This window comes from Pseudomonas frederiksbergensis (assembly GCF_900105495.1).
In the GTDB taxonomy this organism is placed as follows: domain Bacteria; phylum Pseudomonadota; class Gammaproteobacteria; order Pseudomonadales; family Pseudomonadaceae; genus Aquipseudomonas; species Aquipseudomonas frederiksbergensis.
In genome coordinates this window covers 5,420,099-5,441,661 of sequence record NZ_FNTF01000002.1, presented here as the reverse complement: position 1 = coordinate 5,441,661, position 21,563 = coordinate 5,420,099, and the positions used below count along the sequence as shown (strand labels likewise).

Genomic DNA, 21,563 nt, shown 5'->3' with positions numbered 1-21,563 from the left:
GTGGGAGATTCTATGGTTGAGGGAAAGCCCTCAACTGGCTTTTGGCTGATATTCGCTTTGCCCTTTCAGCAAGGCGAATACCACCCGAGCAAGCTTGCGAGCCAGCATCACCAGCGCCTGAGTGGTGCTGAAACCCCGCGTTCTTTGTTCTTCGTAATACCCTTTCCAGGCTTTCGTATGGCTAGCCGACATCGCTGCATTGTGCAGAAGTCGGCGGGCCTCGGGGTCGCCGCGCTTGGTCAAACTGCGGCGAGCGTCCTTCTGTCCTGATTTCGCCACCCGTAAATCCATGCCCAGGAAGGCGATAAAGGCATCCGCGTTTCTAAAATCTCCTCGCTGAAATGCAGTTATCAAGCGGGCCCCAGTCAAAAATCCAATACCCTCAACTTTCAGGCAGCGCTTCAATTGACCGAGCAAACCGGCTTCTTTGAGCTGATCGTTGATCGTCTTTTCGATCAGCGTCTCAAGCTGCTGCATGGACTTCACTTGCTCGGCAAAAGCCGCCTTAAGCAGCGGCTCATTCGACCAGCTCTGCACCAGGCCGACCCTGGCCTGGACCAAGGCTGCGCGGCGGCGGAAAAGGCTCAGGAGCTGGCGGTACAGCGGTGAGGGCGGGGTCCAAGGACGCAACTCCTCGGCTTCGTTCTTCAGGTAACGAGCCAGTAGCTTGGCATCCAGTGCGTCGGTTTTGGCGCGGATCTTCACGCCTTCGCGATAATGTTTGAGCTCATAGCCTCCCACCATGTAAATCGTGCAACCGGCCTCATAGGCCAGATCAGCGAAGTCCAGGTGGTAAATGTTGGTCGCCTCAATGGCAATAGCCACCGTCCCCGACAACGCCTTCAGCCACTGTTTGATGGATGTTTTGGTGTTGGGAATCTCTTCAAGCAAATCCCCATCAGACTGATAAATCACCAGTTCATTCTTGGCGACATCCACACCTACGATCGGCTTTGTGACAGAAACCGGCATTGCCATTGGATTTCCTCCGGGATATGGTTTTAAGCACTTGAAGGGCTCACCCAGAGGCGCAGGCTTGTTCCTATCGTCGGTCTAGCCAGATGCATTCTTTATCGGCGCTTGGGTGAAAGGAGGAGGGGCGAAATCTCCCACGGTCTGTACTGCGTCAACAGTCAGAATCGAGCCTTGTCCCTCCTCCTCCCTTCAAGTCCTACCATACAAGCGAGCCTGCTCGCGAAAGCGATCTGTCAGTCACATCAATGCTGGATGTGCTGCCGCCTTCGCGAGCAGGCTCGCTCCCACATTAGCTTTGTGTTGCACACCAAATGTAACGTCTCTCCATTAGCCACCCACTCGCCGCAGCGCTATCGTCCCCGGCAGCAGCTTTGACTCAATGGATTGAGGTAACAGCGCCATGGATGCATCCCTTCAAATTTGCAAGGCAACCCCCGCCGACGCCGGCATCATCAGCCGGATCGTCGAGCGCTCCATTCGCGTGGGTTGTGCGCTCGACCATCGCAACGATCCACTCATCGTTGCCACCTGGACCCACAACAAAACCATCGAACACGTGCAGCCCTGGCTCACCGACGAGCGGTTGTACCTGAACATCGCCCTGTTGCAGGACAAACCGGTCGGCGTCGCGATGGCTGCGATCAGCGGCAAAGTGGCGTTTTGTTACGTGCAACCGGAATGGTTTCGTCGCGGGGCCGGGCAAGCGCTGGTGCGCGACCTTGAGCGCTGGTTGACTGATCAGGGTTTGCATCAGGCACGACTCAACAGCACCCGCACCAGCGAAGCCTTTTACCGTCATCTGGGTTACCAGCCTTGCGCTGAAACCTTCGCCGTAGCCGGGCTCCACGCCATTCCCATGCACAAAGCACTGCCCCCCCTTCATAGAATGGTCAGCGGGCTTTTTGGTTTTTGAACGTCGAAAGATCGTCCGAACACGGCCCGAGCCTTCGGACGATCTTTTGATCTCAGGCCGAAGGCTCGCCGCTCAACCCCTTGATCAGCAAATCCACATTCCCTTCCAGCTCGGCCACCGGATCCTCCGCATCCACACTCAACACCACCAACCGACTCCCTGCCTCGGCAATCACCGCTTTCACCGCCTCCGACGGCTGGCGATGGTGCAACACCACCGCCACCTCATTGTCCTTGAGTGTCGCGCCCAATTGCTTGAGCGCTTCAGGTGTCCACTCGGTATCCGGCCGCGCATCGAGGCCGATCAGCTCCAGGTTGAGGCCGCCAATCAGATAGCCAAAGTGATCGCTCAGGCTCATCACGCTGAGGTTGTCGGTACTGGCCAGCCGCGCTTCGCTGTCGGCGCTGAACTTGAGCAAACGCTGTTTGAGCGCCGCCAGGTTGGCCTCGATCTTCGGCTTGGCCTCGGGCGCCAGACGCACCAGGTCCGCCGCCATCACGTCCGCCATCCGTCCCATGTTGTTGCTGGAAAACCACGGCTGACTGTTCAACCCATCAACCTTGTTGTCGGGCTGCACGGCAATGCCGGGCAGGGCGCCGTCCACCGGGCGGGCGGCGTCGACCTCGACGATGCGGATGTTGCTACGCCGGGAGATCGGGTAAAGCGGATCATCCGCCCACAGCGAACGCAGACCAATCACCGCATCGGCGTCGGTCGCCAGTTTGGCCAGCGCCGGCGCGCCACGACCTGTGAAGTACGCGGTCTGCCGGCTACCGGGCAGGTTCGCCGGCGCGGCACGTTCAAGGCTGATGTCGGTGCCTTTGAGCAAGACTTCACCCAGACCATAAGTGATCGGTAAGGACGCCAGCACGCGCAACGGTTTGGCGCTGTCAGCTGCAAAGGTTGTATTGACCAGCCCGCACAGGGCCACGGCCAGGGTCAGTTGACGCAGAGAGAAAGACATTTATCCGAGATTCCCTTTCAGACTGGGGACAACGCCACGGGCAATGGCGGCGAGAGCGAAGGCGATACCAGCCACCAGGATGATCGCGGCGCCGGACGGGATAGGCAGGTCGAAGACAATCGGCGCGAGAATCCCGCACAGCGTGCTGACCGTAGCGATCAGTACCGAACACCAGAAGAAGCCCTTCAGCGACTGACTCAGCAATCGCGCCGCTGCCGCCGGAATCACCAGCAGGGCACCGACCAGAATCGCGCCGATGACTTTCACCGCCGCCACGGTGATCAGGGTCACCAGAATCACAAACAGGTAATCCAGGGTCTTCACCGCCACGCCACGGACCGCCGCCAGTTGCGGATTGAAACTGGCCAGCATGATGCGGTTATACAGCGGCAAGGCCAGGGCCATGACCAGCGAACCGACGATGGCCAACACCAGCAGGTCATTGCCGTTGACGGTCAGCACCGAACCGAACAACACGTTTTCGAGGATGTGCACGTTGATCTTGCCCGCCAGAATCAGCAGCAGACTGGCACCCAGCGCCAATGACACGGAAAGGAACACGCCGATCAAGGTATCCGGCGCCAGACCCGTGCGGTTGCGCAGGTAGTTCAGCAAGATGCCGAACAACAAGCAGTAGCCGAACAGGCTGCCGTAAGGCCCGGTGTAGGGTTCGCCCAGCAAAATGCCGATGGCTACGCCGGTCAGCGCCGCGTGACCCACCGCTTCGGAGAAAAACGCGAAGCGCTTGACCACTACCAGCGTCCCCAAACCGCCCAGCACCGGGCCGATCAGCAAACCGGCGAGCAATGCGTTGACCACGAATCCATAGGCCAGCGCCTCAGGCAGATAACCTGACGAGGCCCAGCCCTGGACCATCAAACGAAAGGCTTCATAACTCATTGCACAGCGCTCCGTGGATGAGTGGAGAACAGGGTCAGCAGACGTTCCGGGGTCAGCGCCTGTTTCGGCGTGGCATCGAACAGCACCCGGCGATTGAGCCCGGTGACGCGATCCGCCAGACGACCCACGGCTTCCAGATCATGCTCGATCCACAGCACGGTGATGCCGCTCTGGCGCCAGTCACCGAGCAGCCGTTCGAACACCTGAATGCCGGCCTCGTCGAGCGCCGACATCGGTTCATCCAAAACCAACAATTGCGGCACCGGAATCAATCCTTGAGCCAGCAATACCCGTTGCCGTTCACCACCCGACAACGCACCCATGCGCCGCTTGCGTTTGTCCTGCATGCCGACCCGTTCCAGGGCTTCGCCAATGGCGGCGGCGTAGTGTTTGCTCAAGCCGAGGAACGCCGGACGCCGCTGGCACATCGCGGCCATGAAATCATCGACGGTCATCGGCAACCCCCGATCGAATTCCAGGGCTTGGGGTACGTAACCGATGGTTCCCGGTGTGCCGGGCCATTGCAGGCTCAAGCGACCCTGATGCGGCATCTGCCCAAGCAAGGTCTTGATCAGCGAACTCTTGCCGCCACCGTTGGGGCCGACCAGTGCATGCACGCTGCCGGGCTGAACCTGGAAGGTCACGTTGTCGAGGATTGTCGTGCGCCCCAGCGTCAAACTGACCTGCGCAAAATCCAGCGTCGGTCCCGAAACCTGTAGGAGTGAGCCTGCTCGCGATTGCGGTGTGTCATTCAAGGATGATGGCGACTGACTGGACGCCTTCGCGAGCAAGTCGAATCGTCGCACCGCCGCTCCCACAGGGGATTCGGGATCAGTCAGGGAGGGGGTTTGTGCGGTGATGGTTTCTTTCGCGGTCATTTACCCGACTCCTGAATCGCCCTAACCACCGTGTCGAGGTTGCCGGTCATTTCCTTTTCGTACTTGTCGGCGGTGTATTCGCCATACGAAATGTGCGACAGCGGGTACAGCTTCACCCCGGACTCTCGCTGGATGGTGTCGACGTAGCTGGACGGGAAATCCATCTCCGAGAAGATGACTTTCACGTCCAGTTCGCGCAGTTGATCGATGGTCTTTTTCAGCTGGCTCGGGCTCGGTTCGATGCCGTGCGCCGGTTCGACCACAGCCGTCACTTCCAGGCCGAATTCGCGCAGCAAATAGTCATAAGCCGCGTGAACCGTGGCTACTCGCAGTTCGGCGTTCGGTGCCTGGGTCAGTTTCGCCAGGGCATCGGCGCGCATCTGCCGCAGGCGCTTGCCGTAGGCGCGGGCGTTCTGGGTGTAGGTCTTGGCGTTGGCCGGGTCGAGCTTGCCCAGTTCCCGGGCGATGTTGTTGACCTGGGCAATCGAGGCACTGATCGACAGGAAGGTGTGCGGGTTTACGACCTTGCCGGCACCGCGAGCGGCGGTGCCGGTGGCGGCCAGCAACGGCACGTTTTCGTTGGCTTCGATCACCGGGATTTTCGGGGTTTCGCTGGCGCCGATCATGCGGTCGGCGAAGTCGTCATGACCGACACCGTTGAGCACGACCACGTCCAGCCCGCTGATGCGCTTGATGTCTTCGGCGCGCGGCTCGTAGGCATGCGGGTTGAAACCGGCCGGAATCAGCGGTACCACCTCCGCCTTGTCACCGACGATGTTCGCCACGTAGCTGTAGTAAGGGTGCAGGGTGATGCCGATGCGCAGGCGCTTGGCTTCGTCGGCACTGGCCAGCGGAGTCAGCAGGCAAGCCAGTAAGCCGACCAATATCAGGCGCAAGAAACAACGTTGAGATGAAATAGGCATGGGAAAGCGGTCTTCTCTCGGGTGAAGGCGAGGGTTCAGTGCCGGTGCTGGCGTGTCACGCCGGCATCGAATTGCGCGACGATCTGCTGCCAGCCGGCGCTTTCCAGCGCGGCGTCGGTGAGGTCGGTCGGGGCCGCGAGGGCGTTGCCGCGGTTGAGCCAGACGTCCGGCGCATCGTCGTCAGCGCTCAAGCGCATCAGAAACGAACCCGCCACGGTGGGCGCCTGGCTCTGGCCGAAGTAAGCCTTGGCGTCGAGCAATTGCCAGGCATGACCGCCGCGGCTGACCGAACTGGCGTCCTGGGCGAACGGCGCAAAACCCTCATCGGCGAGGGCGGCAGGGGCGGGTAGCGCCTGTTGCTCCTGACGTAACAGATGAATTTCGTCGAGCGTCACCCGCAGGTCGGCGTAGATGCCTTGCTCGGACGCGCTCAAGTCACGACGGGCATCCAGTTGATGGCTGCCAACGCTGCTGACTTCCTGGGACTCACCGCGCCATGCGACCACCGAGCCGGCAACCGCAAGGATCATCAGGCACAACAGCAACACAAAGAGGGTTTCATGACCGGCACCGGCCGGACGGACGACTTGCGTGGTTGGCGTACTCATGGGGCTTCGATGTCCGCTTGGTCGATCTCGACGACGTGGCCAGGGCCGGCATCGAACAGCACATAGAACTCGGCGCCGGGCTTCTTGAAAGTCAGGGTCGAATCGGCGCCGAGCTTGCCCGGCACCAGGATGGTTTCGTCGTAGCCGATCACGTCCAGGGTCACCCCCGGCGCGCCGCTGCCGTCGGAGAAGCCGCCGGTGCATTTGATCTGCTCGGCGTCGATGGCTTTGCATTCGCACATCGGGTTGTGGGCCAGAGCGCTGGCGCTGAAACCGGCGCAAAGCAACAGCAGCGCGGCGCTCAACGGACGTAAAGCGTTAATCATGGTTTGCCTCCTTGTTGATTCAGCCAGGCGAGGGTGGCCGGGGATGCCTGGCTCAGGGGGATGGAGGCCTGGTGCATGGCGCCATCCCAGCCTTCCATGGTGATCCACAGTTCGGCGTCGGTTTTGGTCTTCTCGGGGATCGGCAACATCGCGCCCATGCGATACGGCGTGCCGAAGAAAATCACCCCGGCGGCGCGCAGGCTGCGCGGTTTGCCAATGCGCAGGTACGTCGCCTTGACCTGATCGCGGCAGCTGTCGCACAACGCCGCGTTGAAGCTCTTCATGTAGCCGGCCGGACCATCGAGGGTCGGGGCGTCGTTGCGCAACTCGGCCAGGCGCAGGCTCCAGGGCCCCACCTGAACCTCGCCGATTTCCCGCTCGCCCAGGCCGGTGTCACCGCGAAACAGCGCAGCATCGGCGAAGTACTTGGGCATGAACCCCAGCGGCACCAGCAACAGCAGGATGTTGATGTGGAAGCGCCATTTGTGCCAGAAACGGCTCAGTTTCGAGCCCGGTTTATCAGCGATGAACAGACTCATTGGCTGACCTCCGTGGCTTCATGGCTCGCAACCGCAGCAGCCTGACTGCGCGGGCGTTTATGGTTGCGCTTGAGGGCATTGGCCGTGGCCAGGGCGGTGCGTTTGGTCCAGATCAACAAGCCGCTGAGCACCATCATGCTCAGGATCAGGCCGAAGAAGAACCAGATCAGCTTGATCCAGATGCCACCGAAATCCCCGGTGTGCAGCGGACGCATGGACTCGGTTACCAGCTCCAGGCCGGAACGATCCGACAACAGGCGGGCGGCGGCGATGTCGCCGGTGTAAGGGTTGATGTCGGCGGTCTGGAACATCAGCGGATACCAACTGCGCCCACCCACCGAGAGGTAGCTATAGGCATTGGCGGGCAGGCTGACGAAGCTGTCGTCCAGGCCGGGAATACGTTCCTCGGCTTCGCGGATTGCTGTTTCCAGGCTGATCATCGGCGCTGGTGAACCGTCGGCCGTCAGCGGGACACTTTCACGCGGGACCACAGCCGTCACCGGCGCGGTGCTGATCGAGATCTGATTGTCGAACATGAACGCCTGAATCAGGAACCAGGTGCTGGTGATGGAAATCACCGCGATGAACCAGATCGACCAGATGCCGCTGAGGCGGTGAAAGTCGCCCCAGAAAATCCGGGCACCGTGACGAATGCGCAACGTCGGTCGCAAGAAGCCTTTCCAGAAGCGCTTGTAGACCACCAGCCCGGTGACCAACGAAGCCAGCAATGGCAGGCTGAGAAACGACACCAGGTACCAGCCCCAGCTATAACCGTTGGTGAACGGCACCAGCCACCAGCCATGCAGCGCACGGGTAAACGCCTTGAAATTGAACTGCGGCGCCGTGCCCTGAATGACGCCGCTATAGGGATTGACGTAAACCGTCACCGAGCGACCGTCGGGGTAGCTGACGTCCACGTCGAGGGCAAAGTGCGATTCATCGGGTCGGCTGATGGCCTCAACCAGAGTATTGGGCTCAGCCTTTTTGATCGCAGCAATGATCTGGTCATAGCTGAGCAGAGGCGCATTGTCCGAGGGTTGGCTGGCGCGCATCTGCGGGTTGGCCAGCCAGACGATTTCCTGGCTAACCACCGCCAGGGTGCCGGTCACGCAGACGATCAGTACGAAAAACCAGATCGGCAATGCCAGCCAGCTATGGACCAGAAACCAGAGTTTTGAACGGGATTTCTTCGACATGATTAAAGGTCTTGTTTCGATGAGCGGGCCGTCGCTGAGGGCTTCCCAGCGATGAGGTCCATGAAAGGCCGGGCTGTGGCTTTTGCCTACGCGGGCCGACTGCATCTAGATAAGACGGATGAGCGTCGGAAATCCTGAAGGGGGAGATGAAAGATAATGTTTCGCGATATCGTTTGGCTGTAGGCGAGTGATCCACGATCGTTCCCACGCTCTGCGTGGGAATGCAGCCCGGGACGCTCCGCGTCCCAGAAGCGGACGCGGAGCGTCCATTGAGGCATTACCACGCAGAGCGTGGGAGCGATCATTGGCTCAACCCTGCTTGAACATCTCCTGCGCCCGCTGCTCAATCTGCTCCTGAGTCAGATCTTCCTTGCGCGTGGCCAGAAACCACAGATGCCCATAGGGATCCTTCAAGGTCCCCGAGCGGTCACCATAAAACTGATCCTTGACCTCGGACACCACGATGCCGCCAGCCGCAATCGCCTGTTTGTAGGACTTGTCTACATCGTTCACATACAGATGCAGCCCCACGGACGGCGACGTGTCGGGATTGCTCAGCGGCCCCTGATCGCACGGCGTGCCAAGCATGATCGGGCAATCGCCGATGCGCAGTTCGGCGTGGCCGATGCCGCCATCGGGCATGGACAGGCGCATGACTTCGGTGGCGCCAAAGGCTTTCTTGTAGAACTCGATGGCTTCCGCCGCTTTTTGAATGCCCAGATAGGGGGTAATGCTGTGATAACCCTCGGGAATAGGTTTGACACTCATGATCGTTCTCCCTGATTTTTTTGTAGATGGAAGATTTCACTTCGCCGCTTTTCAGCAGGATCATCAAGTGTAGGCGCTGCCAAAAATGGCGATGTCTTGATTTTGATCCCCAGCATTTACCAAGTTCACAAAAAAGATCACCGCCCGCGGCTGCATCAGCACTGTTCAGCCATCAACCAAGGAGCTGCGCCCCTGGCCCGCGTTCCCCCAGCACATCGCCAAAGTTGCGCAGCGGACATGCCTCCATCGACAGACAACCACAACCAATGCAGCCATTGAGCTTGTCCCGCAGCAAGGTCAGTTGATTGATCCGCTCATCCAGATCCCGACTCCACTGCGCCGACAACACCTTCCAGTCCGCCGCCGTCGGTGCTCGGTTATCCGGCAGGGACTTGAGCGCCTCGCCAATCTCCGCCAGCGGAATCCCCAATCGCTGGGCTACTTTGATCAATGCCACCCGCCGCAGCACTTCCCGTGGATAACGTCGCTGGTTGCCCTGGTTGCGATTGCTTTTGATCAAACCCTTGGACTCATAAAAGTGCAGCGCCGTGACCGCGACGCCGCTGCGCGCAGCCACTTGGCCGACGGTGAGTTCCTTGTGCAGATTTTCCGAGGTGATCATTTGAAAAATGCCCCTTGACCTCAAGTTAACTCGAGGTTTTACCCTGCAGGCCTTCGGATCGCAAGATCCGGCTTACACGTCAGTGGGGACTCTTCATGCAAGCGTCAGAGAAAAATCGCAGCTTCACCCAATTGATCGAATTCGAGATCGAACCCCATCAACAGCCCGCGTTGGTATCGGCACTGTCGAAACAGACCGAACGTCTGGCCCAGGACTTCACAGGATTTCTGAGTGCCAGCATCCAGGCCAGCGATGATGGCCGACGAGTGCTCAACTACCTGCAATGGCAAACACGCGAGGCGGGAGAGGCCGCGTTCCAGAGCTTTGAAAGCGGCGAGCAGGATTTCTGGCAACTGATTCGCACCCATCAGGCGAAAACTGTGACCTTTGGCTCGTTCCAGGTCCTGCATAGCCTGGAACGCAGCCACGACAACGCCCTTCACTGCAATCTCGTGGGTTAGATCGACAGCTGCATGACACGCTCGCCCTGGAGATTTTCCGTGGGGCGGCGCTTGTTCACCGCCAGTTCGCCGATCTTGATCAGTCGCGTGCGGGTTACGTTGCGGCTCAAGCCCAGCAGCGCGGCGGTGTGTACCTGGTTGTAATGGCTGAAGCGATAGGCGGCTCGCAGCAACGCGTCTTCGACTTTCTCGTGCAGCGCTCCGGCTTGTTCTTCGAAGAGCTTTTGAAAAGCCCGGTCGAGCTGGGCTTCCGCTGAGTCATCGATGGTGCTGTGGTAATCGTCCTGACGCTCGATGCGTAGGTTCGACAGGCGCAGGTCGTCGCGTTCGATCACGCCGTTACGGCAGATCAACAGTGTGTGATGAATGACATTTTCCAATTCGCGAATATTGCCCGGCCAGCCGTAGCCGCGCAGTTTCAGTTCGGCCTCCTTGCTAATGGTGATGGTGCCGTAGCCGAGGCGCTGGCTGTAGGCTTCGATGAAATGCCGTGTCAGCGGCAGGATGTCGCCGGGGCGGTCGCGCAGGGGGCTTAATTCCAAGCTGACGACGTCGAGGCGGTAGTACAAATCCTCACGGAAATGCCCGGCGTTGATGGCTTTCTCCAGTTGCACGTTGGTCGCCGCCAGCACACGCACATTGATGGGAATGCTCTTGCGCGAACCCAGGCGCACCACTTCGCGCTCCTGCAAGACCCGCAATAACTTAACCTGGATCGCGATCGGCAAATCGCCGATTTCATCAAGGAACAACGTGCCGCCATCAGCCTCCTCGAACCAGCCGGCCTTGGCGCTCAGCGCACCGGTAAAGGCACCTTTTTCATGGCCGAACAACTCGGCCTCCACCAGGGATTCGGAAAACGCGCCGCAGTTCACCGCCACAAATGGCCGGTTGCGCCGGGCGCTGAGGTTGTGGACATGCCGTGCCACCAGCTCCTTGCCGGTGCCGGTTTCACCGATGATCAGCACGCTGGCTTCACTGGGCGCGACTTGTCGAATATGGGCGAGCAAAGCCTGGGATCTGGGGTCTTCGAACACCTGCGCCGTGGCGCGGATCGAGGTGGCCAGGGCGGGCGAGGGCGGTAAGGTCAGCAGTTGCATGGGCAGGCTCCATGAATAGAAGGCTATGAATAGAAAGTCGGGATCGGCAGGGACATGGTTCATGGAGTGTCTGAAGCGATGACAGGTTTATAAAGGTCCAGCTTTATTCCGTAAAAGACATTAAATTAATATTAATAGATCATTTGGAGATATAAAACGTTCTGCCTCAGCGGCGTTAGCCAAAGTCGATAGCCACTATCGAGAGCGTTGATTTCTGCAGATCGGATGCCCGGCGTAGCCTGTGTTCATTGCCTCGAACCCAGATGTCAGGACACTCACAATGAAACCTCCAATCGCTGCTTTCTTGCTGCTTGCGGTCTCCGTGCTCACTGGATGTGCCAGCCATGTTTCCCCGGAATTACGGCCGTACACCGCAGAAGAAACCAGAGAGTTGGCACTTGAGGCGTTGAATCGTCGCGGTTTGTCGTTCGACGAATACCATGCGAAAAAAGCCGAGCTGCTCGGCCAACCGCAAAAGTCGTTCAGTTTCGACAAACAAGGCGAGATGAACGCTGAACGTGCTGTACAGCTTCACGGTCGTCCTAGCTGAGCGAAAACTGTACCGCTTGAAGTTTTACGCAACTGTCCATGGGTTTCCCTGAAGGCCTGCGATAGGGTCAGTACCTGACTGACCCAATGGACTGCCACCATGACGCTCTCACTCGATCTGCTATTGGGCTTTGCCCTGTTTGCGCTTGTCACCTCGATCACTCCCGGCCCGAACAACACGATGTTGTTGGCATCGGGTGTGAACTTCGGTTTCAACCGCACCATCCCTCACATGCTTGGCATCACCTGCGGCTTCTTCGTGCTCGTCGTGGCGGTGGGGTTTGGCTTGGGCGCAGTGTTTCAAACCTATCCTTTGCTCTACAGCGTGCTGCGTTACGTCGGCGCGGCGTATTTGCTGTATCTGGCGTGGAAAATCGCCCATTCGGGACCGGTTTCCGAGAATGAAAAGGGCGAGAGCAAACCGATCAGCTATTTGGGCGCAGCGGCGTTCCAGTGGGTCAATCCCAAGGCCTGGATCATGGCCATCGGCGCAATCAGCACCTACACGCCCATGCAGGGTTATTTCACCAACGTGATCGTGATTGCAGCGGTGTTCGCCTTGATCAACCTGCCGAGCGTCAGTGTCTGGGCCGGCTGCGGCACGTTGTTGCGCAACGTGCTGAAGGATCGCCGCTGGTTGCGGCTGTTCAACTGGGGCATGGCCTTGCTGCTGGTGGCTTCGCTGTATCCGTTGTTGGTCGAAAGCTTTAGCTGACGCATTGCTTCAACCGCTTGCCCGATGCCTGTTAAGCTCGCCTTCAGGAGCGTTCCTACGCACTTTTAAATGAAGTTGTTCTTCTTTAACGGCCTCCGATCAGGTATTTCTAACGCTCTGAACGAACGGCGCAGCTCACGAGGCTGCGTTTGGCGTTTCAGTGACGAGCCTCCTGATCCCGGAACATGCTCTGCGAGTCTTCTATGAATAAGCGTCCTCTGTATTTCGACTACGCCGCCACCACGCCGGTGGATGAACGAGTCATCAAGGTCATGGTCGAGTGTCTGGGTTTTACCGGCAACTTCGGCAATCCAGCGTCCAGCTCCCATGCGTTCGGTCAACAGGCCCGACAATCGGTCGAGCAGGCGCGGCAGCAGGTCGCCGAACTGGTCGGCGCCCAGCCGGACCAGATCGTCTGGACCTCCGGCGCCACCGAATCGAACAACCTTGCCCTCAAGGGCGTGGCCCAGGCCCGCGGTGTTTCTGGCGGCCACATCATCACCAGCCAGATCGAACACAAAGCGATTCTCGACACGGCAAAGCAGTTGCAGGACGGCGGTGTTGCGGTGACTTATCTGGTGCCTGACGCCGAGGGTTTGATAACCCCGCAAGCGGTCAGCGAAGCAATGCGCGAAGACACCTTTCTGGTGTCGTTGATGCTGGTCAACAACGAGTTGGGCACGGTCAACGACATCTCGGCCATCGGCGAAGTCGTGCGTGCTCGCGATGCGTTGTTCCATGTCGACGCGGCTCAAGGTGCAGGCAAAGTGCTGATTGACCTGGCCCGGTTGCCAGTGGATCTGATGTCATTTTCCGCCCACAAGATTTACGGCCCCAAAGGCATCGGCGCGTTGTACGTCGGGCCACGCGCGCAGCAGCGTTTGCAGGCGCAGATTCATGGCGGTGGTCACGAGGGCGGTTTGCGTTCCGGCACCCTGGCGACTCATCAGATTGCGGCCATGGGTGTGGCGTTCGCCTTGGCGGCCGCTTCGTTCGATGAAGAGAAAGCCACGATCGTGCGGTTGCGTGAACGCTTGCTTGAGCAATTGCTGAGCATTCCCGGGGTACGCCTCAATGGCAGTCCGACCCAGCGCATCCCTCATACCTTGAGCCTGACCTTCAGCGAAGGCGAGTTCAATTCTGCGGCGTTGAGCACCTCGATCGCGTTCTCCGCGACCTCGGCCTGCAACTCCGCCAGTAATGCGCCTTCCCATGTGCTGCTGGCCCTGGGGCATGACGCCCGCTCGGCGAGTCGCACCATTCGCTTGAGTCTCGGCCGGTTCACCACCGAGCAAGACATCGACCAAGCGGTACAGCTGATTAAAGCGGCCTGCGCCAGTGCTCCGGCATTTTGGCAATAAGGTCTGAAAGTGTCGGCGTTGATCGACACTCAACAATAATGATGAAGTGATTAGCAGGAGACATGATGAGTACGCAGCCTTCGATCAATGGATCGGTGCCTCAACGCCTGGCGCAAACCCGCGAACTGATGAGCCGGGAGGGCATTCACGCTCTGTTGGTGCCGTCGGCCGACCCGCACCTGTCGGAATATCTGCCGGGTTACTGGCAAGGACGGCAATGGCTGTCGGGCTTCCATGGCTCGGTCGGCACGCTGATCGTTACGCCGGACTTTGCAGGCGTCTGGGCCGACAGTCGTTATTGGGAGCAAGCGACCAAGGAACTCAAGGGCAGCGGCATCGAACTGGTCAAGCTGCAACCGGGTCAACCCGGCCCGCTGGACTGGCTGGCCGAGCAAACCCCTGAAGGCGGCGTCGTCGCGGTAGATGGCGCGGTGATGGCCGTGGCTTCGGCGCGTACGTTGGGTAGCAAGCTCGAAGAGCGCGGCGCACGTTTGCGCACTGATATCGATGTTCTGAACGAAGTCTGGAGCGACCGTCCGACGCTGCCAAATGAACCGATCTATCAACACCTGCCGCCTCAGGCGACGGTCAGCCGCGGCGAGAAACTGGCGAAGCTGCGTGAGGTTTTGAACGATCGCGGTGCCGACTGGCATTTCATTGCCACCCTTGATGACATCGCTTGGCTGTTCAACTTGCGCGGCGGTGACGTGTCGTTCAACCCAGTGTTTGTTTCTTTCGCGTTGATCAGCCAAGAGCAGGCCACCCTGTTCGTGGCTCTGAGCAAGGTCGATACCAAGCTGCGCGCAACCCTCGAACAGGACGGCGTGACCCTGCGCGATTACAGCGAAGTGGCCGACGCCCTGCGCGCTGTGCCGAGCGGGGCGAGCCTGCAAGTCGATCCGGCGCGCGTTACCGCCGGCTTGCTGGATAACCTGGACAGCGGCGTGAAGCTGATCGAAGGCCTGAACCCGACGACGTTGGCCAAGTCACAGAAAAGCCTGGCCGATGCCGAGCACATTCGTCAGGCCATGGAGCAGGACGGCGCGGCGCTGTGTGAATTCTTCACCTGGCTGGACACCGCGTTGGGCCGTGAGCGCATCACCGAACTGACCATCGACGAACACCTGACGGCGGCGCGTACCCGACGTCCGGGCTATGTATCGCTGAGCTTCAACACCATTGCCGCGTTCAACGCCAATGGCGCAATGCCGCACTACCACGCCACCGAAGAAGAACACGCGGTGATCGAAGGCGACGGTCTGTTGTTGATCGATTCCGGCGGCCAGTATTTGGGCGGCACCACTGACATCACGCGGATGGTGCCGGTCGGTACGCCGACCGATGAGCAGAAGCGCGATTGCACGCGGGTGCTCAAAGGCGTGATTGCGTTGTCCCGTGCGCAATTCCCTCGTGGCATTCTCTCGCCGTTGCTCGATTCGATTGCCCGCGCGCCGATCTGGGCTGAAAGCGTTGATTACGGTCACGGCACCGGTCACGGCGTTGGCTACTTCCTCAACGTGCATGAAGGCCCGCAGGTCATCGCCTATCAGGCCGCTGCGGCACCGCAAACGGCTATGCAGCCTGGCATGATTACGTCCATCGAACCGGGCACTTACCGTCCGGGCCGCTGGGGTGTGCGGATCGAGAACCTGGTGTTGAACCGCGAGGCAGGTAAAAGCGAATTCGGTGAGTTCCTGAAATTCGAAACCCTGACCTTGTGCCCGATCGACACTCGTTGCCTGGAACCGTCGCTGCTGACTGACGACGAAAAACAATGGTTCAACGCCTACCACGCCGAGGTGCGCCAGCGCTTGAGCCCGTTGCTCGACGGCGCAGCCCTTGAGTGGTTGAACACCCGGACTGCGGCTATTTGATCGGTTGGAGTTCAGGCGCTTCTTCGAGCGCCTGGCTCATGTAGTCGACGAAGGCTTTGACCCTGGCGGATTGGCGACGATTCGCCGGGGACACGGCATGAATCGGCAGCGACTGGGCGCTGTATTCCAGCAAAATCGCGGTCACGCGTCCTGCCTTCAAGTCCTCGCTGAACAGCCAGACCGGCGACAGCGAAATCCCCAATCCCCCCAGTACCATCTCGCGGATCGCCTCGGAGTTGTTGCTTTGTGCGTTGCCCTTGATTCGCACTTCGTGACGTTGTCTCTCTCTCTCGTAAACCCACAGGTTCTGACTGTTCAGCAGGTTGAACAGCAGGCAGTTGTGTCCGCGTAATTCTTCGGGCGTTTGCGGCTGGCCGTGCTGCGCAAGGTACTCGGGCGCTGCGACAGTTACTCGGTGGGTGGTGCCGATGCGGCGGGCAATCAATCCGCTGTCGTTCAACTCGCCGATCCTGAACGTGACGTCCAGCCCTTCACTGACCAGGTCCTGATTTTGATCGCTCAGTTGCAGATCAATCTGCACTTGAGGATGTTTTTTGAGGAATGCCGGCAGTCGCGGAGCAATCTGTAAACGCCCGAAACTCACGGACGATCCGACTTTCAGGTTGCCGGCGACAGCTTCGCGGCCGGAGTGAAAGCTGTGTTCTGCGGCGTCTACGGCCGCCAGGATATGTCGACATTCGCTGTAGTACCGCTGACCTTCGTCGGTCAGGGATAGTTGTCGTGTGCTACGAGAAATCAACTTTCCACCCAGCTCAGTTTCCAGTGCTCGCAGCACTTTGCTGATGGTCGGCTGGCTGGTCTGCAATTCCCGGGCGACGGCAGAAAAGCTGCCACGTTCGACAACGCGAACGAAGATCGCCATTGCATTGAGTTTGTCCACGGGGTTTCTCATTGATGCCAAATGGGCATGGTCACTATAGCTATATAGCGTCTTATCGGCATGAGTGAACGGGAGGAGGATTTATCCCACAGCCACCTCTGACGGGAAATTGCGAAATGACTGACTCACTTGAAATGCGCGCTCTGATTGTTGACTCGGCCAACGGGCCTTTACGCTTGGCTTCCGTTCCACGGCCTGTGCCTGAGGCCGGTCAGGTATTGGTCAGGATCAAGGCCAGTGGGGTGAACCCTTTGGATGGAAAGATTCGCTCGGGTCAGGCTGCTCATGCGCGTCAGTCATTGCCGGCCGTATTGGGTATTGATCTCGCGGGAACAGTGGCGGCATTGGGGGAGGGTGTCAGTGAATGGCTGCCGGGGGATGAGGTCTATGCAATGGCCACCGGTATTGGCGGTGCGCAGGGTTCACTGGCTGAATACGCCGCCGTCGATGCACGGCTGCTGGCACGCAAGCCAGGCAATCTGAGCATGCGCGAGGCGGCTGGGTTGCCGTTGGTACTGATTACGGCGTGGGAAGGGTTGGTGGATCGTGCGCGGGTGCGGGCGGGTCAGAAGGTGCTGATTCACGGCGGTGCGGGCGGTGTCGGGCATGTGGCTATACAAATTGCCCGGGCTTTCGGTGCTGACGTATTTGCCACCGGGTCGGCCGGGAAGCAGGCGATCATCGAAGGGTTCGGTGCGACGTTTATTGATTATCGAAAATCTTCGGTTGAGGAGTATGTGGCTGAGCACACGGCGGGGGAGGGCTTCGACATTGTCTACGACACGGTGGGGGGTGAGACGCTGGACGCTTCATTCAAGGCTGCTCGGGTCTACGAGGGGCATGTCGTGAGTTGTCTCGGATGGGGGCAGCACAGTGTGGCGCCGCTCTCGTTTCGTGGGGCGACTTATTCTGGAGTGTTTACCTTGTTGCCGTTGCTGACTGGCAAGGGGCGTGAGCATCACGGGGAGATACTTAGGGAGGCTGCGCGGTTGATCGAGACGGGTCAGTTGAGACCTTTGCTCGACCCTCGGCAGTTCACGCTGCAAACCGCCGAGGCCGCCCATGAGCTGCTCGTTTCGGGAGCTGCGCAGGGGCGGTTGGTTGTCGAGATCTAACTCAGGGCTTCAACGACGAAGTCCAGGCGATCCTGACCGAAGAACAGCTGATTATCGACAAACATGCTCGGGGCACCAAATACACCCCGTTGCACTGCTTTCTCTGTGTTGTCCTTGAGAGTGGCTTTGACTTCCTCGTCGGCGGTCAGGGCCAGGACTTCATTTGGATCGAAACCGTTCTGTGTCAGTACTGACGCGACGGTCGCCAGATCATCGAGGCTGCGGCCTTCAACCCAGAGGGCGTGAAACAGGCAATCGATGAATGCCTGAAAGCGTTCAGGATGGCGCAATTGCATGCCGGTGACGGCGCGCATCAGCATCAGGGTGTTGATAGGAAAGTGGGGATTGAACTTCAGTGCCACGCCATAGCGCTTGGCGTAGCGGTCCAGATCTTGAAACATGTAGCGACCCTTGGCGGGGATAGCCGCGGGGGAGGCGTTACCTGTGGCTTTGAAGACGCCGCCCAGCAAGATGGGTATGTAGATCAACTGGCTGTCGGTCTGCTCACAGATCTTCGGTAGCTGGGTATAGGCCAGGTAGGTGGCGGGGCTGCCGAGGTCGAAGTAGAACTCCACGGTTTTGCTCATGGTCGATGCGCTCTGTTTATTATTGTGGGGGAGGGCTTACCAGCGTTCGCTCCAGGGGCGCAGGTCCAGCTCGAAGGTCCATGCATCACGGGGCTGGCTGTGGAGATACCAGTAGTTCTCGGCAAGGTGCTCTGGATTGAGAATGCCGTCCTGGTCCTTGGTCGCGTACTTTTCGGGGAAGCTCTCGCGGATAAAATCGGTATCGATGGCACCGTCGACTACAACATGGGCGACGTGAATGTTCATCGGCCCCAGTTCACGCGCCATGCTTTGCGCCAAGGCACGAATCCCGTGCTTGGCGCCGGCGAACGCCGCAAATCCTGAGGCCCCACGCAGGCCGGCGGTAGCACCGGTGAACAAAATAGTCCCGCGTTGACGCTTGGCCATGCGCTTGGCCACTTCACGAGCGTTGAGGAATCCTGAGAAACAGGCCATTTCCCAGATCTTGAAATATTTGCGCGCGGTTTCTTCGAGAATGCTGCAAGGCACATTGGCGCCGATGTTGAAGACGAACGCTTCGATTGGGCCGATCTGGCTTTCGATCTGCTCAACCAACGCAATCACGTCCTCTTCCTTGCGCGCATCGCAGGCAAACCCGTGGGCTTCACCTCCATCGGCCTTGATGGCGTCCACCAGCGGCTGGAGTTTGTCCGCGCTGCGGCGGGTGACACACGCCACAAATCCTTCCTGCGCAAAGCGCTTTGCAATTGCGCCGCCAGTGGCATCCCCTGCACCGACAACCAGTACGACCTTCTTGTTATTCATGGGTAGATCCCTTTGCTAAACGATCGTTAACTAAACGAACGTTATGCTACGATCCGGCAAGCGTCAAGGCGATCAATCCTGAGGGCAAGGCAATGCGTTACTCGGCCAATCACAAACTGGAAACCAAAGAGAAACTACTTGAAAGCAGTGCGGTGTCGGCCAAGAAGTCGGGTTTTTCAACGGTAGGCGTCGATGGTTTGATGAAGGCGATCGGCTTGAGTGGCGGGGCTTTCTACAGTCACTTTTCGTCAAAGGATGAGCTGTTCGCTTCAATCGTCGAGCGTGAACTGTCTCAAAGCCTGGAGCGGTTAGGGGCAGACCTGAATCCTGAGAAGTTCCAGCGCTGCCTGAAACACTACCTGAGCATGGCCCATGTCGAGCATCCGGAATCGGGTTGTGCTTTGCCGGCATTAGGGGCCGAGATTGCACGTTCAGACGTGATAATTCGTCAACAAGCGGAGAACTGGATTTGTCGGCTTCAGAAGAGTTGGGCACAAGTTCTGGAAAGCGACAGCCTGGCCTGGGCGATTCTGTCGCAATGTATCGGTGCGTTGGTTATTGCTCGAATGCTGGCCACGCCGGACATTCAGCGTGCGGTCCTGAAATCCAGCTACGATGAGATTGGCCGCCAGATCGCAGGTCCACGAACCTGACAAGGCGGCATCGATCTATTTGCAGATGACGATCATGCTGCGGCTGGTATAGCCGGCAGGGTTGAGGCCGAACGGGTAATCGCCTGGTTCTTCCACAGTGTCCCCTGACTTGGCGATGACCTTGTAACCTTTTGGAGCGCACGAGTTGGCGGCGCTGGTGTAGCACTTGTCCCAGGATGATGACAGCCCGGAACAGTTGATATGCAGCCCTCTCTTGCCGTGTTTTACCTGGGTTTTCGATGTCGCCGCGCAGCCCGCAACCGCAAGTACGGCGATCAATACCAAAATTCGTTTCATTACTGTCCTTATAGCGTTCCCGGATCTTTGCGCCCGGGTCTGGCTGCATTCGCTTTCGCTTGAAGCGTTCTGATATCCCTATCTGAAAAAATCCATGTCTGACACTGGGTTATGGGTCTAAACATGGCCTAATTGCGCGACAAATACCAGACCCTCGTCAAATCCTGGCTCAATCTGCAGTGACAGCAGGCTTGGCTGCACTCCCCATCGTCATGGTCGCGCCTATGGAGGCCAGAATGATGCAGATGATGGCCATCCATTGTGACAATGAAAGGTACTCCTGCAGAAACAACAGGCCTGACAGCGCGCCGATCGCAGGTTCAATGCTCATCAATGTACCGAATGTCCGGGTAGGGATGCGGGTGAGGGCGACCATCTCCAGCGTGTAGGGCACTGCGGTAGATAGAATGGCGACAGCGATGGCCACTGGGATCAGTGAGGGAGTGAGTAGTGCGGCACCAGCATGAACGATGCCGATAGGGGCTACAAAAAGTGCCGCAATCATCACCCCCAGTGCCGCGGTCTGCACGCCATTGTCGGCACCGGCCTTTTGGCCGAACAGAATGTACAGCGCCCAGCAGACACCTGCGCCCAATGCATAACCGGCGCCTACCAGATCAATCCCCGCGGTTGTTTCTCCCATAGGTATTAACAGTAGCAAGCCGACGGCTGCCAGGGCGATCCACAAAAAGTCGATCGCGCGACGTGAGGCGTAGATGGCTACCGCCAGTGGACCGGTGAATTCCAGCGCAACCGCGATACCGAGGGGGACGGTTTGCAATGACATATAGAAGAGGAAGTTCATGCCGCCCAACGCCATTCCGTAGACGATGACGGTGCGCAAGGATTTCGCGGTGAACTTCGCTCGCCAGGGGCGCAGTATCAGCATCATGATCACGCTGGCGAAGATCAGCCTCAGTGTGGTGGTTCCTTGCGCGCCGATAATGGGGAACATGCTTTTAGCCAGGGAGGCTCCTGACTGGATTGATGCCATGGCTATCAATAGCAGGCCAACCGAAAACAGAGTCGAGGCAAGGCTGCGAGGTTGGTCATTCATGGCGTGGCATTGTCCGAAGTAGGAAACGAGAGTGGTATTGGGCAATATACTGCGCATTCATGGCGGGCGCGTCTATATATAAGCTGTGATTTTGGCCGTCCTTATAGAAAAGCGTAATTAAGGATTGACGGCAGATTCTGGAAGTCTATAATTCGCCCCACTTCCGGCGCAGTCGAAACGGAAAACTCCTTGGTAAACAATGAGTTATGCGGTTTTCGGCAGCGAGTTGCTTCAGGTCATTGAAGCCCAGAAGGAGTTGAAAGAGCGAGGTGGTTTGGCGCTTTTGACGGTTCGATCTTCTCGGTCGAAAGCGGTGTAAAAGAGGTGTTGACAGCAGCGAGTAACGCTGTAGAATTCGCCTCCCGCTAACGAGAGATCGAAAGCGCAAGTGGTTGAAGTTGCAAAGGAAACTTTGAAAACTTCGAAAAATAACCGCTTGACAGCAACAGAGGCTGCTGTAGAATGCGCGCCTCGGTTGAGACGAAAGATCTTAACCAACCGCTCTTTAACAACTGA

General features: G+C 58.7%; 25 protein-coding genes. 8 read left to right on the top strand and 17 right to left on the bottom strand.

Annotation, left to right across the window (positions count from 1 at the left end):
* Positions 1 to 30 precede the first annotated feature (30 nt).
* Positions 31 to 978 (bottom strand): IS110 family RNA-guided transposase, encoded by a 948-nt coding sequence (locus BLW70_RS25555; RefSeq protein WP_074878736.1) that lies wholly within the window; start codon positions 976 to 978, stop codon positions 31 to 33.
* 397 nt (positions 979 to 1,375) lie between these two features.
* Between BLW70_RS25555 and BLW70_RS25550 the strand changes: the two genes are divergently transcribed.
* Positions 1,376 to 1,888, top strand: a complete 513-nt coding sequence (locus BLW70_RS25550) for a GNAT family N-acetyltransferase (RefSeq protein WP_074878734.1) — start codon at positions 1,376 to 1,378, stop codon at positions 1,886 to 1,888.
* Between the two features lie 52 nt (positions 1,889 to 1,940).
* On the opposite strand, the gene BLW70_RS25545 is transcribed toward BLW70_RS25550, so the two are convergent.
* The 10 genes from BLW70_RS25545 to soxR form a co-directional block, all read right to left on the bottom strand.
* On the bottom strand, positions 1,941 to 2,852 hold the full coding sequence (locus tag BLW70_RS25545; protein WP_074878730.1) for a metal ABC transporter substrate-binding protein: 912 nt from the start codon (positions 2,850 to 2,852) through the stop codon (positions 1,941 to 1,943).
* Positions 2,853 to 3,752: a metal ABC transporter permease gene (locus tag BLW70_RS25540; protein ID WP_003226663.1), complete on the bottom strand. Its 900-nt coding sequence runs from the start codon at positions 3,750 to 3,752 to the stop codon at positions 2,853 to 2,855.
* On the bottom strand, positions 3,749 to 4,630 hold the full coding sequence (locus BLW70_RS25535) for a metal ABC transporter ATP-binding protein (protein WP_074878728.1): 882 nt from the start codon (positions 4,628 to 4,630) through the stop codon (positions 3,749 to 3,751). Before BLW70_RS25535 ends, BLW70_RS25540 begins: the two co-directional genes overlap by 4 nt.
* Positions 4,627 to 5,553, bottom strand: coding sequence for a metal ABC transporter substrate-binding protein (locus BLW70_RS25530; protein ID WP_074878726.1), 927 nt, complete (start codon positions 5,551 to 5,553; stop codon positions 4,627 to 4,629). Before BLW70_RS25530 ends, BLW70_RS25535 begins: the two co-directional genes overlap by 4 nt.
* A gap of 35 nt (positions 5,554 to 5,588) precedes the next feature.
* The gene (locus BLW70_RS25525) at positions 5,589 to 6,161 is read right to left on the bottom strand and encodes a DUF6162 family protein (RefSeq protein ID WP_074878725.1); all 573 of its coding nucleotides are present in this window, start codon (positions 6,159 to 6,161) and stop codon (positions 5,589 to 5,591) included.
* Entirely contained in the window at positions 6,158 to 6,487 is a 330-nt protein-coding gene (locus BLW70_RS25520) for a hypothetical protein (protein WP_074878723.1), read from the bottom strand. Before BLW70_RS25520 ends, BLW70_RS25525 begins: the two co-directional genes overlap by 4 nt.
* Complete coding sequence (locus tag BLW70_RS25515) at positions 6,484 to 7,026, bottom strand: thiamine pyrophosphate-binding protein (RefSeq protein WP_074878721.1); 543 nt, start codon at positions 7,024 to 7,026, stop codon at positions 6,484 to 6,486. Before BLW70_RS25515 ends, BLW70_RS25520 begins: the two co-directional genes overlap by 4 nt.
* Positions 7,023 to 8,222: a PepSY-associated TM helix domain-containing protein gene (locus tag BLW70_RS25510; protein ID WP_074880821.1), complete on the bottom strand. Its 1,200-nt coding sequence runs from the start codon at positions 8,220 to 8,222 to the stop codon at positions 7,023 to 7,025. The genes BLW70_RS25515 and BLW70_RS25510 overlap by 4 nt, the downstream gene beginning before the upstream one ends.
* Positions 8,223 to 8,531: 309 nt before the next feature.
* Positions 8,532 to 8,990, bottom strand: a complete 459-nt coding sequence (locus BLW70_RS25500) for a VOC family protein (RefSeq protein WP_074878713.1) — start codon at positions 8,988 to 8,990, stop codon at positions 8,532 to 8,534.
* Between the two features lie 172 nt (positions 8,991 to 9,162).
* Positions 9,163 to 9,612, bottom strand: coding sequence for a redox-sensitive transcriptional activator SoxR (soxR, locus tag BLW70_RS25495; RefSeq protein WP_074878711.1), 450 nt, complete (start codon positions 9,610 to 9,612; stop codon positions 9,163 to 9,165).
* A gap of 95 nt (positions 9,613 to 9,707) precedes the next feature.
* On the opposite strand from soxR, the gene BLW70_RS25490 reads away from it, so the two are divergent.
* Positions 9,708 to 10,073: an antibiotic biosynthesis monooxygenase gene (locus tag BLW70_RS25490; protein ID WP_074878709.1), complete on the top strand. Its 366-nt coding sequence runs from the start codon at positions 9,708 to 9,710 to the stop codon at positions 10,071 to 10,073.
* Here the strand turns inward: BLW70_RS25490 and BLW70_RS25485 are convergent.
* Positions 10,070 to 11,173, bottom strand: coding sequence for a sigma-54 interaction domain-containing protein (locus BLW70_RS25485; protein WP_074878707.1), 1,104 nt, complete (start codon positions 11,171 to 11,173; stop codon positions 10,070 to 10,072). The genes BLW70_RS25490 and BLW70_RS25485 overlap by 4 nt on opposite strands.
* A gap of 280 nt (positions 11,174 to 11,453) precedes the next feature.
* Here BLW70_RS25485 and BLW70_RS25480 point away from each other — a divergent pair, with 280 nt between their 5' ends.
* The 4 genes from BLW70_RS25480 to BLW70_RS25465 all read left to right on the top strand — a co-directional run bounded on the left by BLW70_RS25480 (position 11,454) and on the right by BLW70_RS25465 (position 15,672).
* On the top strand, positions 11,454 to 11,723 hold the full coding sequence (locus tag BLW70_RS25480; protein WP_074878705.1) for a hypothetical protein: 270 nt from the start codon (positions 11,454 to 11,456) through the stop codon (positions 11,721 to 11,723).
* A 99-nt stretch (positions 11,724 to 11,822) separates the two neighbouring features.
* Positions 11,823 to 12,437 (top strand): LysE family translocator, encoded by a 615-nt coding sequence (locus tag BLW70_RS25475; RefSeq protein ID WP_074878704.1) that lies wholly within the window; start codon positions 11,823 to 11,825, stop codon positions 12,435 to 12,437.
* 203 nt (positions 12,438 to 12,640) lie between these two features.
* Positions 12,641 to 13,798, top strand: coding sequence for a cysteine desulfurase family protein (locus BLW70_RS25470; protein ID WP_074878702.1), 1,158 nt, complete (start codon positions 12,641 to 12,643; stop codon positions 13,796 to 13,798).
* Between the two features lie 65 nt (positions 13,799 to 13,863).
* The gene (locus BLW70_RS25465) at positions 13,864 to 15,672 is read left to right on the top strand and encodes an aminopeptidase P family protein (RefSeq protein WP_074878700.1); all 1,809 of its coding nucleotides are present in this window, start codon (positions 13,864 to 13,866) and stop codon (positions 15,670 to 15,672) included.
* Here BLW70_RS25465 and BLW70_RS25460 read toward each other — a convergent pair.
* Positions 15,665 to 16,585, bottom strand: coding sequence for a LysR family transcriptional regulator (locus BLW70_RS25460; RefSeq protein ID WP_174553775.1), 921 nt, complete (start codon positions 16,583 to 16,585; stop codon positions 15,665 to 15,667). The two genes, BLW70_RS25465 and BLW70_RS25460, sit on opposite strands and share 8 nt — an antisense overlap.
* A 104-nt stretch (positions 16,586 to 16,689) precedes the next feature.
* On the opposite strand from BLW70_RS25460, the gene BLW70_RS25455 reads away from it, so the two are divergent.
* On the top strand, positions 16,690 to 17,688 hold the full coding sequence (locus tag BLW70_RS25455) for a zinc-dependent alcohol dehydrogenase family protein (protein ID WP_074878695.1): 999 nt from the start codon (positions 16,690 to 16,692) through the stop codon (positions 17,686 to 17,688).
* Here BLW70_RS25455 and BLW70_RS25450 read toward each other — a convergent pair.
* Both BLW70_RS25450 and BLW70_RS25445 read right to left on the bottom strand, forming a co-directional pair.
* Positions 17,685 to 18,275, bottom strand: a complete 591-nt coding sequence (locus tag BLW70_RS25450; protein ID WP_074878694.1) for a 2-hydroxychromene-2-carboxylate isomerase — start codon at positions 18,273 to 18,275, stop codon at positions 17,685 to 17,687. The two genes, BLW70_RS25455 and BLW70_RS25450, sit on opposite strands and share 4 nt — an antisense overlap.
* Before the next feature lie 36 nt (positions 18,276 to 18,311).
* The gene (locus tag BLW70_RS25445; RefSeq protein ID WP_074878691.1) at positions 18,312 to 19,040 is read right to left on the bottom strand and encodes an SDR family oxidoreductase; all 729 of its coding nucleotides are present in this window, start codon (positions 19,038 to 19,040) and stop codon (positions 18,312 to 18,314) included.
* Between the two features lie 92 nt (positions 19,041 to 19,132).
* Between BLW70_RS25445 and BLW70_RS25440 the strand changes: the two genes are divergently transcribed.
* Positions 19,133 to 19,693, top strand: a complete 561-nt coding sequence (locus BLW70_RS25440; RefSeq protein WP_074878689.1) for a TetR/AcrR family transcriptional regulator — start codon at positions 19,133 to 19,135, stop codon at positions 19,691 to 19,693.
* 15 nt (positions 19,694 to 19,708) lie between these two features.
* On the opposite strand, the gene BLW70_RS25435 is transcribed toward BLW70_RS25440, so the two are convergent.
* The gene (locus tag BLW70_RS25435; protein WP_074878687.1) at positions 19,709 to 19,990 is read right to left on the bottom strand and encodes a hypothetical protein; all 282 of its coding nucleotides are present in this window, start codon (positions 19,988 to 19,990) and stop codon (positions 19,709 to 19,711) included.
* 169 nt (positions 19,991 to 20,159) lie between these two features.
* Positions 20,160 to 21,047 carry a threonine/homoserine exporter RhtA gene (rhtA, locus tag BLW70_RS25430; RefSeq protein WP_074878685.1) on the bottom strand — a complete coding sequence of 296 codons (888 nt, stop codon included), beginning with the start codon at positions 21,045 to 21,047 and terminating at the stop codon, positions 20,160 to 20,162.
* Positions 21,048 to 21,563 lie beyond the last annotated feature (516 nt).

Coding starts and splice junctions, on each gene's coding strand:
- BLW70_RS25555 (WP_074878736.1), bottom strand. CDS start 978: ATGGCAATGCCGGTTTCTGTCACAAAGCCGATCGTAGGTGTGGATGTC.
- BLW70_RS25550 (WP_074878734.1), top strand. CDS start 1,376: ATGGATGCATCCCTTCAAATTTGCAAGGCAACCCCCGCCGACGCCGGC.
- BLW70_RS25545 (WP_074878730.1), bottom strand. CDS start 2,852: ATGTCTTTCTCTCTGCGTCAACTGACCCTGGCCGTGGCCCTGTGCGGG.
- BLW70_RS25540 (WP_003226663.1), bottom strand. CDS start 3,752: ATGAGTTATGAAGCCTTTCGTTTGATGGTCCAGGGCTGGGCCTCGTCA.
- BLW70_RS25535 (WP_074878728.1), bottom strand. CDS start 4,630: ATGACCGCGAAAGAAACCATCACCGCACAAACCCCCTCCCTGACTGAT.
- BLW70_RS25530 (WP_074878726.1), bottom strand. CDS start 5,553: ATGCCTATTTCATCTCAACGTTGTTTCTTGCGCCTGATATTGGTCGGC.
- BLW70_RS25525 (WP_074878725.1), bottom strand. CDS start 6,161: ATGAGTACGCCAACCACGCAAGTCGTCCGTCCGGCCGGTGCCGGTCAT.
- BLW70_RS25520 (WP_074878723.1), bottom strand. CDS start 6,487: ATGATTAACGCTTTACGTCCGTTGAGCGCCGCGCTGCTGTTGCTTTGC.
- BLW70_RS25515 (WP_074878721.1), bottom strand. CDS start 7,026: ATGAGTCTGTTCATCGCTGATAAACCGGGCTCGAAACTGAGCCGTTTC.
- BLW70_RS25510 (WP_074880821.1), bottom strand. CDS start 8,222: ATGTCGAAGAAATCCCGTTCAAAACTCTGGTTTCTGGTCCATAGCTGG.
- BLW70_RS25500 (WP_074878713.1), bottom strand. CDS start 8,990: ATGAGTGTCAAACCTATTCCCGAGGGTTATCACAGCATTACCCCCTAT.
- soxR (WP_074878711.1), bottom strand. CDS start 9,612: ATGATCACCTCGGAAAATCTGCACAAGGAACTCACCGTCGGCCAAGTG.
- BLW70_RS25490 (WP_074878709.1), top strand. CDS start 9,708: ATGCAAGCGTCAGAGAAAAATCGCAGCTTCACCCAATTGATCGAATTC.
- BLW70_RS25485 (WP_074878707.1), bottom strand. CDS start 11,173: ATGCAACTGCTGACCTTACCGCCCTCGCCCGCCCTGGCCACCTCGATC.
- BLW70_RS25480 (WP_074878705.1), top strand. CDS start 11,454: ATGAAACCTCCAATCGCTGCTTTCTTGCTGCTTGCGGTCTCCGTGCTC.
- BLW70_RS25475 (WP_074878704.1), top strand. CDS start 11,823: ATGACGCTCTCACTCGATCTGCTATTGGGCTTTGCCCTGTTTGCGCTT.
- BLW70_RS25470 (WP_074878702.1), top strand. CDS start 12,641: ATGAATAAGCGTCCTCTGTATTTCGACTACGCCGCCACCACGCCGGTG.
- BLW70_RS25465 (WP_074878700.1), top strand. CDS start 13,864: ATGAGTACGCAGCCTTCGATCAATGGATCGGTGCCTCAACGCCTGGCG.
- BLW70_RS25460 (WP_174553775.1), bottom strand. CDS start 16,585: ATGAGAAACCCCGTGGACAAACTCAATGCAATGGCGATCTTCGTTCGC.
- BLW70_RS25455 (WP_074878695.1), top strand. CDS start 16,690: ATGACTGACTCACTTGAAATGCGCGCTCTGATTGTTGACTCGGCCAAC.
- BLW70_RS25450 (WP_074878694.1), bottom strand. CDS start 18,275: ATGAGCAAAACCGTGGAGTTCTACTTCGACCTCGGCAGCCCCGCCACC.
- BLW70_RS25445 (WP_074878691.1), bottom strand. CDS start 19,040: ATGAATAACAAGAAGGTCGTACTGGTTGTCGGTGCAGGGGATGCCACT.
- BLW70_RS25440 (WP_074878689.1), top strand. CDS start 19,133: ATGCGTTACTCGGCCAATCACAAACTGGAAACCAAAGAGAAACTACTT.
- BLW70_RS25435 (WP_074878687.1), bottom strand. CDS start 19,990: ATGAAACGAATTTTGGTATTGATCGCCGTACTTGCGGTTGCGGGCTGC.
- rhtA (WP_074878685.1), bottom strand. CDS start 21,047: ATGAATGACCAACCTCGCAGCCTTGCCTCGACTCTGTTTTCGGTTGGC.